This is a genomic window from Nocardioides sp., from assembly GCF_014360585.1.
Taxonomy (GTDB): Bacteria; Actinomycetota; Actinomycetes; order Propionibacteriales; family Nocardioidaceae; genus Nocardioides.
In genome coordinates this window covers 1-14250 of sequence record NZ_JACIXG010000041.1, presented here as the reverse complement: position 1 = coordinate 14250, position 14250 = coordinate 1, and the positions used below count along the sequence as shown (strand labels likewise).

Here is a 14250-nt window from a genome sequence, read left to right as displayed (position 1 = left end):
TCATCACGGCGATGCCCCCAGGTGCGGCGCCGCCCGGATCGTTCCTCCGGCAACAATTCCCCGAGAGGAAAACCTCAGATGCTTCTCCACAAGAACCGCCTCGCACTCGCCGGGGTCGGCGTCCTGGCCATCGGGGGCCTGGGCGTCTCGCTGATGACCGTGCTCGGTGGCACCGCCACCGCCGATCCGGGCACGCACCGCGAGTTCAGCCGGCTCGCGACCTATCCCGTCTTCCAGAACGTGCCCGCCGGGCTCGACCCGGCCGACGAGACCGTCGCCGAGATCTCGGCGGTCTCCGAGGACGGGATGACGCTGGCCTACACCGACGCGGCCGGCGGCCGGATCGGCTTCCTGGACATCACCGACCCATCCTCACCAAAGGGGATCGGCAGCCACGACGTCTCCGGTGGCAAAGGCGGCTCGCCCACGTCGGTCTCCATCGTTGGCGACCACGCGCTCGTCGTCGTCGACGAGTCGACCTACCCCGGGCTCGAGGACACCGAGTGGGAGGACGAGGAGCCTGCGATCGGCCTCCGCGCCGGACGGATCGACGTGATCTCGCTGGCCGCACCGCACGAGGAGGTGGCCTCCTACGACCTGGGTGGTCAGCCCGACTCGATCGCGGTCAGCCCGGACGGGACGTACGCCGCGATCGCGATGGAGAACCAGCGCAACGAGGCTGTCACCCCGGCCGGCGGCGAGGAGGGCGACCCGCCTCAGGCGCCGGCCGGATCGGTCAAGATCGTGGGTCTCGACGGCGGGCCGACCGAGTGGCGGATCACCGATGTGGCACTGCCTGCCTCGCTGCTGAAGGGGCTGGAGGCGCCGGAGGACGCCGAGCCGGAGTACGTCGACATCAACGCCGACAACCAGCTCGCGCTGACGCTGCAGGAGAACAACGGCGTCGCGATCATCGACCTCCCGTCCGCGACCGTCGAGACCGTGTGGAGCGCCGGGAACGCGGTCGTGAAGGGTGTGGACACGACCAAGAACGGACTGTTCGACCCGGTCGACACCATCGACGCACCGCGCGAGCCCGACTCGATCCAGTGGGTCGGCAAGGGCCTGGTCGCCACCGCCAACGAGGGCGACTGGAAGGGTGGCACGCGCGGCTGGACCGTCTTCCGCGCCGCGACCGGAGAGGTGGTCTGGGACGCCGGGTCAACCTTCGAGGACATCGCCACGAAGCACGGTCTGCACAACAACGACCGCGCCGCCAAGAAGGGGGCCGAGCCCGAGGGGCTGGCGTTCGAGACCTTCGGTGGGGTGCCGTACGCCTTCGTGGGCTCCGAGCGCAGCAACTTCGTGGCCGTCTACGACATGCGTACGCCCTCCTCGCCGAGGCTGAAGCAGGTGCTTCCGGCGACCAACGGGCCCGAGGGGCTGCTGCCGATCCCGTCACGGAACCTGCTCGCGATCTCCTCGGAGAAGGACTCTGCCAAGGACCTGGTGCGGGCTTCGGTCTCGCTCTACGGGTTCGGTCGGAAGTCGTCCTCCTTCCCGAGCGTCGAGTCGGCCTCCCAGAACGGCAAGCCGATCGGCTGGGGCGCGCTCAGCGCGCTCTCGAAGGTGCCCGGCGAGCCCGGCAAGCTCTACGCCGCCAGCGACTCCGCCTATGCGACGGGCAGGATCTACACCCTGAACGTACGCCGCTCCCCCGCCGTGATCCGTGACGTCCTCGAGGTCACCGACGCCTCGGGCGAGGTGGCCGAGGGGCTCGACATCGAGGGTCTGGCTGCCCGCCGTGGCGGTGGCTTCTGGGTCGCCGACGAGGGCGAGACCGGCACCGGGAACGCCCTGCTCCGTCTCGACCGCGACGGCCGCATCGCCGAGACGGTGCCGCTGCCCGCGGACATCGCCGCGAAGGTCGGCAAGTGGGGCCTCGAAGGTGTCACGGTGACCGGAAAGCGTCGCTCGGAGAAGGTGTACGTCGCGCTCCAGCGCCCGCTGTGGGCCGACTCGACCACGAAGAAGCCCGGCGTGGACGGCGCGAGCACCGCTCGGATCGGTCGTTACACCCCGGCGACGGGCGAATGGGAGTGGTTCGGCTACGGCCTGGAGTCGACCTCGGTGGCCGGCGACTGGCTCGGGCTCTCCGAGATCACGGCCGTCGACGAGGACACCCTCGCCGTGGTCGAGCGCGACAAGCAGAACGGCACCACGGCCGCGATCAAGCGGGTCTACACGGTCGATCTGCCCCGCCGCGGCGCCACCGGACTCAGCCCCGTGACCCCGCTGCGCAAGCGCCTGGCGTACGACCTGCTGCCTGCCCTGCAGCGCACCAACGGATGGACCCAGGAGAAGCTCGAGGGCTTCACGATCGGCGCGGACGGTCACGCCTACGCGATCACCGACAACGACGGCCTCGACGATGCCACCGGGGAGACGGTCTTCCTCGACCTCGGCAAGGCACCCAAGCGCTGAGGATCATCTCGGCTCCGGCCCGCCACCGTCCGGTGGCGGGCCGGGCTCGCAGCTGCCACGGCGAGCGAAACAGTTCGTGGAATACAGTTAGCCAAGCTAAACTTTGCGGCGATGTCCGTGCCCCACACCAGCCCCCGCCTCACCTTCGCCATCGTCGCCATCGGCGTCTGCTCCTACTCACTGCTGCAGTCGGTCTCCGTGCCGACGATGCCGCTGATCCAGACCGAGCTGGAGACCGACCAGGCGACCGGGTCCTGGATCCTGACCGCCTTCCTGCTCTCGGCGTCGGTCGCGACCCCGATCATCGGCCGGATGGGCGACTCCTTCGGCAAACGGAGGATGTACGTGTGGAGCCTGGCCGCCCTCACCGCCGGCGCCCTCCTCGCCGCCGCGGCCCCCACCATCGAGGTGATGATCGGCGCCCGGGTCCTGCAGGGGCTGGGTGGCGGGACCTTGCCGCTGGCCTTCGCGATCCTGCGTGACGAGCTGCCCAAGGAGCGCGTCGCCGGTGCGATCGCGCTGACCTCGTCCCTGCTCTCGATGGGCTTCGCGGCCGGGATCGTGCTGGCCGGCCCGGTCGCCGAGACCCTCGGCTTCCGGGCGCTGTTCCTGCTGCCCGCGCTGGTCGCGGCCGGCGCCGCGATCTGCGCGCTGCGGATGGTGCCCGAGTCACCGGTGCTCACCCGCGAGCCGATCCCGCTGCTCCCCGCGCTGCTGCTCGCCGGCTGGCTGGTCGCGCTCCTCCTCGGCGTCAGCCAGGCGCCGTCGTGGGGCTGGACCGCGCCCGCCACCATCGGCCTGCTCGGCGCCGCGGCAGTGCTCCTGGCCGCCTGGATCCGGGTCGAGTGGACCGCGCGGCTGCCGCTGGTCGACCTGCGTCTGATGGGCCGCCGCGGCGTATGGACGGCCAACCTGGTCGCCCTGTTGATCGGCATCGCGATGTACGCCTCCTTCGGCTTCATCCCCCAGCTGACCCAGACCCCGTCGTCGGCCGGCTACGGCTTCGGCGCGTCGGTCACCGTCGCCGGATACCTGATGCTGCCGACGGCCATCACCTCGTTCCTGTGCGGACTGGTCAGCGCCCGGCTCGCAGACCTCATCGGGATGCGCAGCATCCTGGTCATCGGCGGGCTGCTCACCGCGGTCTCGCTGGTCATGGTCGCCTTCGTCCATGACGAGCCGTGGCAGATGTGCGTCGCCGCGGGGCTCTCCGGCCTCGGCACCGGCCTGGTCTTCGCCAACCTCGCCAACGCTGTCGTGGCCGCGGTGCCACCCGAGCACACCGGCGTGGCCACGGGCATGAACGCCAACATCCGCACCGTCGGCGGCACCATCGGCTCCGCGGTGATGACCTCCATCGTCACCGCCGAGACCCTGCCCTCGGGCTATCCGGCGGAGCAGGGCTACATCAACGGTTTCGGCTTCCTCGCCCTCATCGCACTCGGTGCGGCCCTCGCGGCGATGCTCATCCCCCTAGCTCCGCGAAAGGTCGCCCCGGTCGGCCGAGACGTCACGTACGCCGGCCGAGGCGGCGCTCCCGTCGACCGAGAGGGCAGTGAGATGCCCTGTCGGCCGACGTAAGCGACGTCTCGGCCGACCTGGGTGACGTCTCGGCCGACGCGAGCGCCTACTCCTCGGCGGGGTGGGCGCGCTCGGCGGCCTTCGCGGCCTGCCAGAGCTGCTCGACCTCGTCGATGGTGTAGCGCCGGCCGGAATCGGCCTCGGGGCCGAAGACGTGCGGGTTGCGACGCTTCATCTTGGCGGTGAGGCCGGCGATGACGTCGTCCATGGTGAACTCGCCGGCCTCCTCGGCGATGGCGGCGTGGAAGTAGACCTGGAGCAGCAGGTCGCCGAGCTCGTCCTTGAGGTGCTCGGGGTCGCCCTCGTCGATGGCCTCGAGCACCTCGTCGGACTCCTCGCGCAGGTACGGAGCCAGCGTCGCGTGCGTCTGCGACGACTTCCACACGCAGCGCTCACGCATCAGCCGCATCAGGTCGAGGAACTCGACGAGCCCCTCCCCCGAGGCGTACGTCCCGCTCTCGCCGCCCGCTGGGCTCAATCCAGCGCCCCGAACGCGCTCAGGCACTGCCGCAGCAGCGCTCCGCGCCCGCCCTCCATGTCGCCGACGACCGCGTCGGAGGCGGCCTCGGCGGGCGTCATCCAGGACAGCTCCAGGGCGTCCTGGCGTGGCTCGCACTCGCCGGTCACCGGGATGACGTAGACCAGCGAGACCGCGTGCTGGCGCGGGTCCTGGAAGCGCTCGCCGGGCCAGGGGAAGTATTCGGCGACGGTCACCGGCACCGTGGTCAGCGGCAGCGTCGGGAAGGCGACCGGGCCGAGGTCCTTCTCCAGGTTGCGCATCAGCGCGTCGCGGATCCGCTCACCGTGCAGCACCCGGCCCGATACCAGCGACCGCGTGATCGTCCCGGTCGTGGGCGAGCTCCGAAGCAGCAACCCGACCTCGCTCACCGCGCCGTCGGGATCGACACGCACCGGGACCGCCTCCACGTAGAGGATGGGCACCCGCCCGCGGGTCTCACCCAGCTCCTCCTCGGAGAGCCACCCGGGCTCGGTGTCCCACTCGTTGCCGAAGGGCTCCTCAGGGAAGGACTGCTCGCCGAAAGCCTCCATCGTCATGCGTCGATCCTGCCAGACAGATCCGTACGTGTCGGAGTGACATCGCCGCAGAGTGGACTCTCAGCCGGGATGACCTGCGGTGAGAGCGACAGGCGTGTTCAGGACGGTCGCGAGGCCCGGCATCGCCAATCCCACCCGGTTGACCACGTCGACAGTCTCGTCCTGAAGGTTCGCTCGGTGTGTCAGCACCGTCGCGAGGACACTGAGCCACGACTGCACGACCGCCTCAGTCACACGGTGAGCGAGCGCAGCCTGACGAACGTCACGGAGCAACGGCGCCGGAAGCGCTTCGGACAGCCGCGGGAACATCGATGGGCCATGGATGGCGGCAACCTGGAGATCCCCTCCCGCTGCCATCACCGGCTCGTCGTCTGCCAAGCGCCACGCACGGGCCGCCGCTACGGTGGCATCCACATCGGTCAACAGTCCGCGCACGACGGCGATGATGTGCGGCGCAGCGTGCCACCGCTCGTCGGGAGGCAGGCCTTGGATCGTTGCGGCGAAGCTGACCGGACCTGTCCCGGTCAGCTCTTGGTCTGTGGTGAGCTGGTCCGCGACAGCGACGGTCAGCAGATGACTGGTCAGGATCGACTTCACCATCCGGCGAAGGTCCTCTTCCGGGAAAGGCTCGTCGCTGCCATCGCTGTCGAGCCAGTCGCGCGCCGCCGGCCAAGCAGCGCGGCTCCAGGTGATCCCGATTTCGTCGACCAGCGTCGAGACGTCCTCGGCGAGCTGGTCGAGTGCGCCACTTCTCCCGACGCCTCGCGCCGCTGCACGTGCCACCAGCTGCGGGTAGCCCGCAGAACCTGCCACTTCCACAGGAAACGCGATGTTCACCAACCCGATCATGTCCTCGGTCGAGAACCCGGCGATCCTGGCGGCGTGAACGGCCACCAAGGGCGTGCGCGGCCCCCACCGTTGGTGCGGATCCCAGGACGGGACGGACGGCGGCACCCAGATCTCTCCGGGCACGCCTTCCGACCGCCCGAAGTCCGCACCGAGCCGGGCATATTCGGCCTCAGCAACCCCGATCGCATCGGCGTCCATCCCTACGAGCACGCCCTCCGGCACACGATGAAGCGACCATAGCAACGGGATGACCGCCGATGGTTCTGCCTGATATGCGTCGAGACTGCCTGCCTCGACCGGCTCGCCGAGCTCGAACGTCACCTGCACCATCCCGGCGTCGAACCGCCGACTGTACGTATCGCCGGGCCTCACCCGACCGTCGATCAGCCGCCAGGCGAGCTCGTTGAGAATGGCAGCAGCATCTCGGGAGCTGAACCGCCAGTCGTGGCCGGGGTCCTCGCCTGCATTCGGTCGCGCCCACATGTGCACCTCAGGCAGCCCGTGTTCGGCCAATCCCACCGTGTAGGCGAAGTCTCGACTGTCGTCGTCGTTGTGAAAGACCGCCAGGACCTGCCACGACGGCTCCCTCGAAAGCTCCTGCTTTTCCGTCATGTCCCCACCGTAGATCCGAGCACCGACATCGAGTCCCGGCTCAGGTCGTGAGCCGCTCCAGAGCCGCGTCGTACAGCGTCTGCGCCTCCGACCGGAACAGAGGCGCGAGCAACGGCGCCTGGCTTCTCACAAAAGGGATAACAACCTCCACTTTGTGGATATTGAACCCCTTGGGTCATCAATCAGATGCGGGCGACCGCTCGCCTTCAAGCAGTGAGAAGGAGACGCTGTCGCGCCAGGCGCCATTGGTGTGCACATGGTCCCGGATCGTGCCCTCGCGCTGGAAGCCGAGCGACTCCACCAGCCGCATGCTCGACGTGTTCATCGATCCGACATTCGCCGTGATCCGGTGCAGTCCAAGGTCCTCGATCCCGAACTCGATCATTCGCGAGACTGCCACTCGGGCAATGCCTCGGCCCTGCCACTCGGGTCGCAACGCATAACCCAGGTCAGCTGCCTTGACCCCCATCAGGCCGAGCCGGACGAAGCCGATGATGACCTCGGGCGAGTCCGACTCGGTGATGGCGAGGTAGAACTCACCGCGTGGGGTTTCGCGCTGTCGCTCCAGGATCCCGTCGAGCATGGCCTGCGCCTCGTCCCGGCTTTGAGACTCGAAGCTCATCCAGTAGGTGACCCGGTCATCACCAACGATGGCATGTACGCCGTCGGCATCACCCGCCTCGAAATCGCGCAGAACCAGCGAGCCCACAGTCAGCCTGAAGGGCCGCGACGTTGCGTGAGGTGCGGCTGATGTCATCTGGTCCTCCTCTGCTCACACCTTGCCCGAGAAGTCGAAAGGCGTCAGCCGATTGAGTCGAACATCGGGCGCCTCGACTGCTCGACAATTGGGCTGACTGGCGGGCGAACGAATCTTCATTCGCGCGCAGAGAGGCTGTCGCATGCTGACCTCTCATGCTGGCGGAGTGGAGGATGGGCTGATTGCGGAGCTTCGGGGCCGTCGGGGGCTCAATTACGAGATCGAGGCTCACCGTCGAGCCCGACGGGTGCGGGAGGCTCGTGGCGAGCAGGTGATCACCCTGCTCACGAACTACGATGGAGTGCTCGTAGACCTCGTCCATGGAGTGACCAGAGCGGTGAATCACATACCGCGAGAGCCAGGTCCCTTCAAAACTGCGTACGCTTTCGCTCGATGCCATCGCCGACTCCTCCAAACGCAGGGCGTTCCCGGACCGTTGCACGCTACTCGACTGTTGCGCCACGTGGCGGCCGCTTCGACGGCGTACGTCACGCGCAGCGTCTGTCAATCGATCCTTGATCCTATTGGGCTGATGTCGTATCGCTGACATGTCGCAGCATCAGTGGCGGTGTCAACCAGGTCGAGGTTCCAAGGCCCGGAGTCCACGCGGAACTCCTTATCGAAGCCGACCCACTTGCCCGCCATGCTGCGTCCGGTGGGATCCACGATCAACTGGAGCGCCCCGTGATACACCGCTCCTTGGTAGTAGCCGCCGACGGCTGTCTGCTCTGTCCACGTGCCCGTCCCGATAGGGCCTCGCATGGTCAGCGCCAATGACACCGGCGAATCGTTGGAGTTCGGAAGGCTCTCTGCCGACAGTTGGTTGCCGCTTTGGAGAATGACCACGTGGTGGTGGCGCGAGATGGTGCCGCGCGCGGTGCTCTCGTAGGCGTAGTGGCTGTGCCATATGCCTCCGAGGGAGGGTCCGTACGCTATGTCGGGCTCTGGTGACCTCAGCACGTCCTGGGTTGTGCCGAGAGCCTTGGCGATGAACGAAAGCCACTCACGCGGCGTGCGCTTTCCCTTTTCCCAGCGGTAGATCTCCTGACGACCCAATGTGCCCACGGAGACTCCGGCCGCACGACATGCCTCGGCAGCCAACCTGTCCTGGCTCCAGCCGAGTTCCTGCCTGTGCTGGCGAATCCGTTCCCCGATCTCCATGTCCTTGATTGTGGCCTACATCTGGCCTACACGTGGGGCGACACCAGGCATCTAGTGCCTCCTTCATCAGGGCTGCAGATTGGGAACACGGCCGGGGCGGCGGGCGCCCCGAGTGTGCACCGGGTGGGTGCGACTCTCATGCCCCGCCGCCTTGGCCGATCCAATTGATGGTTGTGATCGGAGGATCAGGACGTGGACGTGACCCAGCAGGCGATGACCTCAGGGGGCAGCCGATGACAACCCGGCGACCGAGCCCAGGACGCCCACGGCACGTCCCCAGCAGCAGCGCGGTATCGCCGCGTGACCAGGTGCTCAACGCGGCGGCGGAGCTGTTCGTGACACGTGGGTTCGCGGCGACATCGACCCGGGAGATCGCGGAAAGGGTCGGGATTCGGCAAGCGAGCCTTTACTACCATTTCGCCGGGAAGGACGAGATCCTCGCTGAACTCTTGCAGCGCTCCGTACGTCCTACGGTGGACAAGGTCGCCAAGATCGAGGCCCTGGTCCCACCGCAGATCCACGCGACCGCGCTCTACCTCCTTGCGCTCATCGACATCCGCACCCTGGCCGAGGCACCCCACAACGTCGGCATCCTCTACGGGCAGGCCGATGTGACCAATAGCGAGATCTACGCCGAGTTCCGCGATGCCCGCCAGGAACTGGTCGCCACCTACGGCCGCTTCGGCCTCCAGGCCGCCTCACCCAGCGTCGCCGCCGATATCGACACCCGAGAGTTTGGCGAGATGCTGATGCACTCGGTCGAGGTCGTCACCACCATCCGCAACGCTGGCATGACACTCACCGCTAAGAGCGCGAACCGCATCGCAGCGGCTGCACTGAGGATGTGCGACGTATCTAAGGACACCATCGCCACCGCAGCCTCGACGGCAACCGAACTTCTCGCCGAGTTCCACCACGAAAGCCACCAGCGCCCCGCCGGCGACCACACGTAGCGTGGCCTTACGACTCCAAGAAGGCGACAGAGGTGCCCCCCATGTCCGATGAGGCCAAGCCGGTGCTCTTCCAGCTGGGAGATCCGAACGAGCAGATCGACACTCTCCTACCTACCGACCTGAGCCCCGCCGACATCGCCCATCGGCTGCGCCTCACCGACATTCACCTAGCCACCGCCAGCCGACTCGGCTGCACGCTGGGCCAGGATCGGCGGTGGGGCTGGTACGACCGCTCTGTGTCCGGCGGCGCCACGCGAGATGGACAGAGAGTTTGGGTCCGCACCGTCACCGAGCAGTCCCAGTGGGTCGACATGCTGTTCTGGACCGGCAACCTCGAAGCCAACAAGATCGTCGGCGTCCCCAAGCCGATCGTCCTCGACTCCGCCGAGACCCGTGACGAGGACCGCTGGTTCCGTACCGAGGTGATGACGCTGGTCGATCAGGCCCCTGCCTCGCCGATTCCTGCAGCGACGACACCTCCCACCATCGACGACGCATGGCTGGACCAGCTGCGTACGTCGCTCGAAGCGCTCGCGGCCGCGTCGACGACGCGGGAGGCGAAGGTCCAGGACGACGTCACTCAGCAGCTGCGTGAGTACTTCGGCGACCGCATCGACCCCAAGGTCGAGCGCTGGGTGGCCTCTCACGGCGATCTGCACTGGGCCAACCTCACCGCCCCCGGTCTCGTCATCCTCGACTGGGAACAGTGGGGCCTGGCCCCATCCGGCTATGACATCGCCACCCTGTACTGCCACAGCCTCCTCGTGCCCGAAACCGCGGCTGCCATCAGAGACCGCTTCTCCCACATGCTCGACTCCCCTGACGGGCGGCGCGCACAGCTCCTCGCAATCGCACGCATGCTCAGTCGCACCCGCATGGGCGACTACACCGACCTGGTCATACCGCTGCACCGGCTTGCCGACGAGATCCTCGGCCGCTGATCCCCCATCGTGACGTCGGGGCTGATCGGCCCCGGGCGACAGGATCCACCTAAGTCCAATGCAGATCCCCCACGGGACGCCATCAGGCCCTCCTCGCGATGACCGGAGGTGTAAGGGAACCATCTCGCGTCGCGGATGTAAGGGTTCGATTACATAGGTTTGATGTGATCGAACCCTTACATCATCAGGTGAGCGGGTCGATGATCGCGTCGATGACGACCCTGGCCCAGTCGAGGAGGTCAGGGCCGTCGAGGGGCTTGGCGGGGAAGCCGGAGGAGACCGGGCGCGGGACCATGATGGTGTCCAGCTGCGGCTTGACCAGGGACTTGGGGTACATCCGGTTCAACCGCACAACGCGGGAGTCGGGCAGCGAGACGGGGTGGAAGCGTACGTTCTTGCCGGCCAGGGTGACCTCGGTGACACCGGCCTGGCGGGCGCGGGCGCGGAAGCGGGCGACCTGCAGGAGCGAGGAGACCTCGGCCGGGGGCTTGCCGTAGCGGTCGAGGAGCTCGGCGGCGACCGACTCGACGTCCTCGTCGGTGCGGACCTCGGCCAGGCGCTTGTAGATCTCGAGCCGCAGCCGCTCCGAGGGGATGTAGTCGTGGGGCAGGTGGGCGTCGACGGGGAGCTCGATGCGTACCTCGTTGAACTCCTCGGCAGCTCCGTCCGGGCCGGCCTTGAACTCGGCGACGGCCTCGCCCACCAGTCGTACGTAGAGGTCGAAGCCGACGTCGGCGATGTGGCCGGACTGCTCGCCGCCGAGCAGGTTGCCGGCGCCGCGGATCTCGAGGTCCTTCATCGCGATCGCCATGCCGCCGCCGAGGTCCGAGTGTTGCGCCAGGGTCGCTAGGCGTTCGTGGGCGGTCTCGGTGAGCGGCTTCTCGCCGGGGTAGAGGAAGTAGGCGTAGGCGCGCTCGCGGGAGCGGCCGACGCGGCCACGCAGCTGGTGAAGCTGCGACAACCCCAGCGTGTCGGCGCGCTCGATGATCATGGTGTTGGCGTTGGAGACGTCGAGGCCCGACTCGACCAGCGTGGTGCACACCAGCACGTCGAACTCCTTCTCCCAGAAGTCGACCATCACCTGCTCGAGCTGCTTCTCGTTCATCTGGCCGTGGGCGACGGCGACCCTCGCCTCGGGCACGAGCTCGCGGATCCGCGCGGCCGCCTTCTCGATCGAGTTGACCCGGTTGTGGATGTAGAAGACCTGGCCCTCGCGGAGCAGCTCACGCCGCACCGAGGCGACGATCTGGCGGTCCTCGTAGGCACCGACGTACGTCAGGACCGGGTGTCGCTCCTCGGGCGGTGTGGTGATCGTGGACATCTCCCGGATGCCGGTGATCGACATCTCGAGCGTCCGCGGGATCGGGGTCGCGGACATGGACAGGAAGTCGACGGAGGTGCGCAGGCGCTTCATCGCCTCCTTGTGCTCGACGCCGAAGCGCTGCTCCTCGTCGACGACGATCATGCCGAGGTCCTTGAACCGGATGTCCTTGTTGAACAGGCGGTGGGTGCCGACGACGATGTCGATGGTGCCGTCGGCGAGGCCGGCCATGACCTCGGCCGCCTCCTTGTCCGTCTGGAACCGGGACAGCCCGCGGACGTTGACCGGGAAGCCCGACATCCGCTCCATGAACGTCGAGAGGTGCTGGGAGACCAGCAGCGTCGTCGGCACCAGCACCGCGACCTGCTTGCCGTCCTGAACGGCCTTGAACGCAGCCCGCACCGCGATCTCGGTCTTGCCATAGCCGACGTCACCGCAGACCAGCCGGTCCATCGGCACCGGCCGCATCATGTCCTGCTTGACCTCGTCGATGACCGCGAGCTGGTCGGCGGTCTCCTGGAACGGGAAGGCGTCCTCGAGCTCGCGCTGCCAGGGGTTGTCGGGGCCGAACTGGAAGCCCTTGGTCGCCTGGCGGGCGGCGTAGAGCTTGATCAGCTCGGCGGCGATCTCGCGGACCGCCTTGCGGGCGCGGGCCTTCCGCTTCTGCCAGTCGGCGCCGCCGAGCCGGTCGAGGCTCGGCTGCTCGCCGCCGACGTAGCGGGTGACCTGGTCGAGCGCGTCGGCGGGGACGTAGAGGCGGTCGGGCGGCGCGCCGCGCTTGCTGGCTCCGTACTCCAGGACGAGGTATTCGCGGGTCGCGCCCTGCACCTCGCGCTGCTTCATCTCGATGAACTGCCCGACCCCGTGCTGCTCGTGGACGACGTAGTCGCCGGGCTTCAGCTCGAGGGGGTCGATCTGCTTCTTGCGCCGGGTCGGCATCTTGACCATGTCGCGCGTCGACGACTTCTGGCCCGAGATGTCCTCGCCGGTGAGCACGACCAGCTGGTTGGCCTCGTCGAGGAAGCCGTGGTTGAGCCGGGCGTGGACGACGGTGACCGTCTTGTGGACCGGCTTGGCGGTGTCCGGGTCGTCCTCGGCGAGGCGGGCCGGGACGTCGCGCTCGCCGAGGGCTTCGACCGTACGCTGCGCCGTGCCGTGAGCGGGCTGGACGACGACCACGCGGTAGCTGTCGTCGCGCCACCGCTCGATGTCGGCCAGTGCCGCGGCGGTGTCGCCGCGGTAGGCCTTCGCGGGCTGCCAGTCGATCTTGCGGGCAGGGACGCCGACCACATCCGGGTCGGCAAGATCGGAGTCGGCGTCATCCAGGCCGAACGGGCTGACCGACCACCACGGCTTGCCCTGGGAGATGGCGTGGGCGCGTACGTCGGCCAAGTCCTTGTAGGAAGCCGCGGAGAGGTCGATCGGCGCGACTCCCCCGCTGGCGGCGGCGGCCCAGGAGGCACCGAGGAACTCATCAGCGGTGGCGACCAGGTCGTGGGCGCGGCTGCGGATCCGCTCGGGGTCGAGCAGCAGCACGTGGCCGTCGTCGGGGACCAGGTCGAGGAGCAGCTCCATGTCGTCGACGAGCGCCGGGGCGAGCGACTCCATGCCCTCGACCGCGATCCCGGCGGCGATCTTGTCGGTGAGCTCGACCAGGGTGGGGTGGGCCTCGCCGAGCGCCTTGGCTCGCGCCCTCACCTCCGGGGTCAGCAGGAGCTCGCGGCAGGGCGGCGCCCACAGCCGCTCGGTCTCGCCGCCGTGCTCGGGCGGGATCGCCCGCTGGTCGGCGACCGCGAAATGGCGCAGCGAGTCGATCTCGTCGCCCCAGAACTCCACCCGGACCGGGTGCTCCTCGGTGGGTGGGAAGACGTCGACGATGCCGCCACGGACGGCGAACTCGCCGCGCTTCTCGACCAGGTCGACGCGGGAGTAGGCCGCGTCGGCGAGCTTCTGGACGACGTCGTCCAGGGCCGCTTCCTGGCCCTTGATCAGCTCCACGGGCTCCAGGTCGCCGAGGCCCTTGACCTGCGGCTGGAGCACGCTGCGGACCGGGGCGACGACGACCTTCAGCGGACCGTGGGCGCCGTCGGCATCGGGGTGACGGAGACGGCGGAGCACCGCCAGGCGGCGCCCGACGGTGTCGCTGCGCGGGGAGAGCCGCTCGTGGGGCAGCGTCTCCCAGCTCGGGTAGATGGCCACCGAGTCGGGCGGGAGCAGATCGGTCAGATCGTTGACCAGATCCTCCGCCTCGCGAGAGGTCGCGGTCACCGCGAGGACGGTGCGCTCCTGGCGTACGAGACCGGTGACCACGAACGGGCGCAGCGCCTCCGGCCCGGTGACGTCGAGCGCCAGCATCCGGCCGCCCTTGGCCTCCGCCATCACCTCGCTCAGGGCGGCATCGCGCAGGACGAGATCGGCGAGCGGGGCGAGGATCACGGGTGACTCCAAAATGGCAGGCAAGCACGAGAGCCCCCGGCCGGGAAGACAGGGGGTGCAGGCACCAGTCTAGAAGACGTGCGTACGCCGTGGTCGAGGCGTGCTCACCGGTGGTCGAGCCTGTCGAGACCCCGCAATCTCAAACCTGTTGACTTCGAG

10 protein-coding genes are annotated in these 14250 nt (G+C 68.3%); 4 read left to right on the top strand and 6 right to left on the bottom strand.

The window, feature by feature from the left end; all coding sequences use genetic code 11:
• Positions 1–78 precede the first annotated feature (78 nt).
• Entirely contained in the window at positions 79–2424 is a 2346-nt protein-coding gene (locus tag H5T77_RS14735) for an esterase-like activity of phytase family protein (RefSeq protein WP_292650452.1), read from the top strand.
• Between the two features lie 111 nt (positions 2425–2535).
• The gene (locus H5T77_RS14730; RefSeq protein WP_292650450.1) at positions 2536–4005 is read left to right on the top strand and encodes an MFS transporter; all 1470 of its coding nucleotides are present in this window, start codon (positions 2536–2538) and stop codon (positions 4003–4005) included.
• 46 nt (positions 4006–4051) lie between these two features.
• On the opposite strand, the gene H5T77_RS14725 is transcribed toward H5T77_RS14730, so the two are convergent.
• The 5 genes from H5T77_RS14725 to H5T77_RS14705 form a co-directional block, all read right to left on the bottom strand.
• Positions 4052–4483, bottom strand: coding sequence for a MazG nucleotide pyrophosphohydrolase domain-containing protein (locus H5T77_RS14725; RefSeq protein WP_292650448.1), 432 nt, complete (start codon positions 4481–4483; stop codon positions 4052–4054).
• Positions 4480–5061, bottom strand: a complete 582-nt coding sequence (locus tag H5T77_RS14720) for an NUDIX hydrolase family protein (RefSeq protein WP_179656434.1) — start codon at positions 5059–5061, stop codon at positions 4480–4482. Before H5T77_RS14720 ends, H5T77_RS14725 begins: the two co-directional genes overlap by 4 nt.
• 60 nt (positions 5062–5121) lie before the next feature.
• Positions 5122–6522 (bottom strand): hypothetical protein, encoded by a 1401-nt coding sequence (locus H5T77_RS14715; RefSeq protein WP_292650447.1) that lies wholly within the window; start codon positions 6520–6522, stop codon positions 5122–5124.
• 178 nt (positions 6523–6700) lie between these two features.
• Entirely contained in the window at positions 6701–7279 is a 579-nt protein-coding gene (locus H5T77_RS14710; RefSeq protein ID WP_292650446.1) for a GNAT family N-acetyltransferase, read from the bottom strand.
• A gap of 504 nt (positions 7280–7783) precedes the next feature.
• Positions 7784–8440 carry a helix-turn-helix domain-containing protein gene (locus H5T77_RS14705; RefSeq protein WP_292650444.1) on the bottom strand — a complete coding sequence of 219 codons (657 nt, stop codon included), beginning with the start codon at positions 8438–8440 and terminating at the stop codon, positions 7784–7786.
• Between the two features lie 308 nt (positions 8441–8748).
• Here H5T77_RS14705 and H5T77_RS14700 point away from each other — a divergent pair, with 308 nt between their 5' ends.
• Both H5T77_RS14700 and H5T77_RS14695 read left to right on the top strand, forming a co-directional pair.
• Complete coding sequence (locus H5T77_RS14700) at positions 8749–9393, top strand: TetR/AcrR family transcriptional regulator (protein WP_292650442.1); 645 nt, start codon at positions 8749–8751, stop codon at positions 9391–9393.
• 41 nt (positions 9394–9434) lie between these two features.
• Complete coding sequence (locus tag H5T77_RS14695; protein ID WP_292650441.1) at positions 9435–10334, top strand: phosphotransferase; 900 nt, start codon at positions 9435–9437, stop codon at positions 10332–10334.
• A gap of 184 nt (positions 10335–10518) precedes the next feature.
• Here the strand turns inward: H5T77_RS14695 and mfd are convergent, their stop codons facing one another.
• Complete coding sequence (gene mfd, locus H5T77_RS14690; RefSeq protein WP_292650498.1) at positions 10519–14034, bottom strand: transcription-repair coupling factor; 3516 nt, start codon at positions 14032–14034, stop codon at positions 10519–10521.
• Between the last annotated feature and the right edge of the window lie 216 nt (positions 14035–14250).

Coding starts and splice junctions, on each gene's coding strand:
- H5T77_RS14710 (WP_292650446.1), bottom strand. CDS start 7,279: ATGACATCAGCCGCACCTCACGCAACGTCGCGGCCCTTCAGGCTGACT.
- H5T77_RS14695 (WP_292650441.1), top strand. CDS start 9,435: ATGTCCGATGAGGCCAAGCCGGTGCTCTTCCAGCTGGGAGATCCGAAC.
- H5T77_RS14735 (WP_292650452.1), top strand. CDS start 79: ATGCTTCTCCACAAGAACCGCCTCGCACTCGCCGGGGTCGGCGTCCTG.
- H5T77_RS14705 (WP_292650444.1), bottom strand. CDS start 8,440: ATGGAGATCGGGGAACGGATTCGCCAGCACAGGCAGGAACTCGGCTGG.
- mfd (WP_292650498.1), bottom strand. CDS start 14,034: ATGGCGGAGGCCAAGGGCGGCCGGATGCTGGCGCTCGACGTCACCGGG.
- H5T77_RS14715 (WP_292650447.1), bottom strand. CDS start 6,522: ATGACGGAAAAGCAGGAGCTTTCGAGGGAGCCGTCGTGGCAGGTCCTG.
- H5T77_RS14730 (WP_292650450.1), top strand. CDS start 2,536: ATGTCCGTGCCCCACACCAGCCCCCGCCTCACCTTCGCCATCGTCGCC.
- H5T77_RS14720 (WP_179656434.1), bottom strand. CDS start 5,061: ATGACGATGGAGGCTTTCGGCGAGCAGTCCTTCCCTGAGGAGCCCTTC.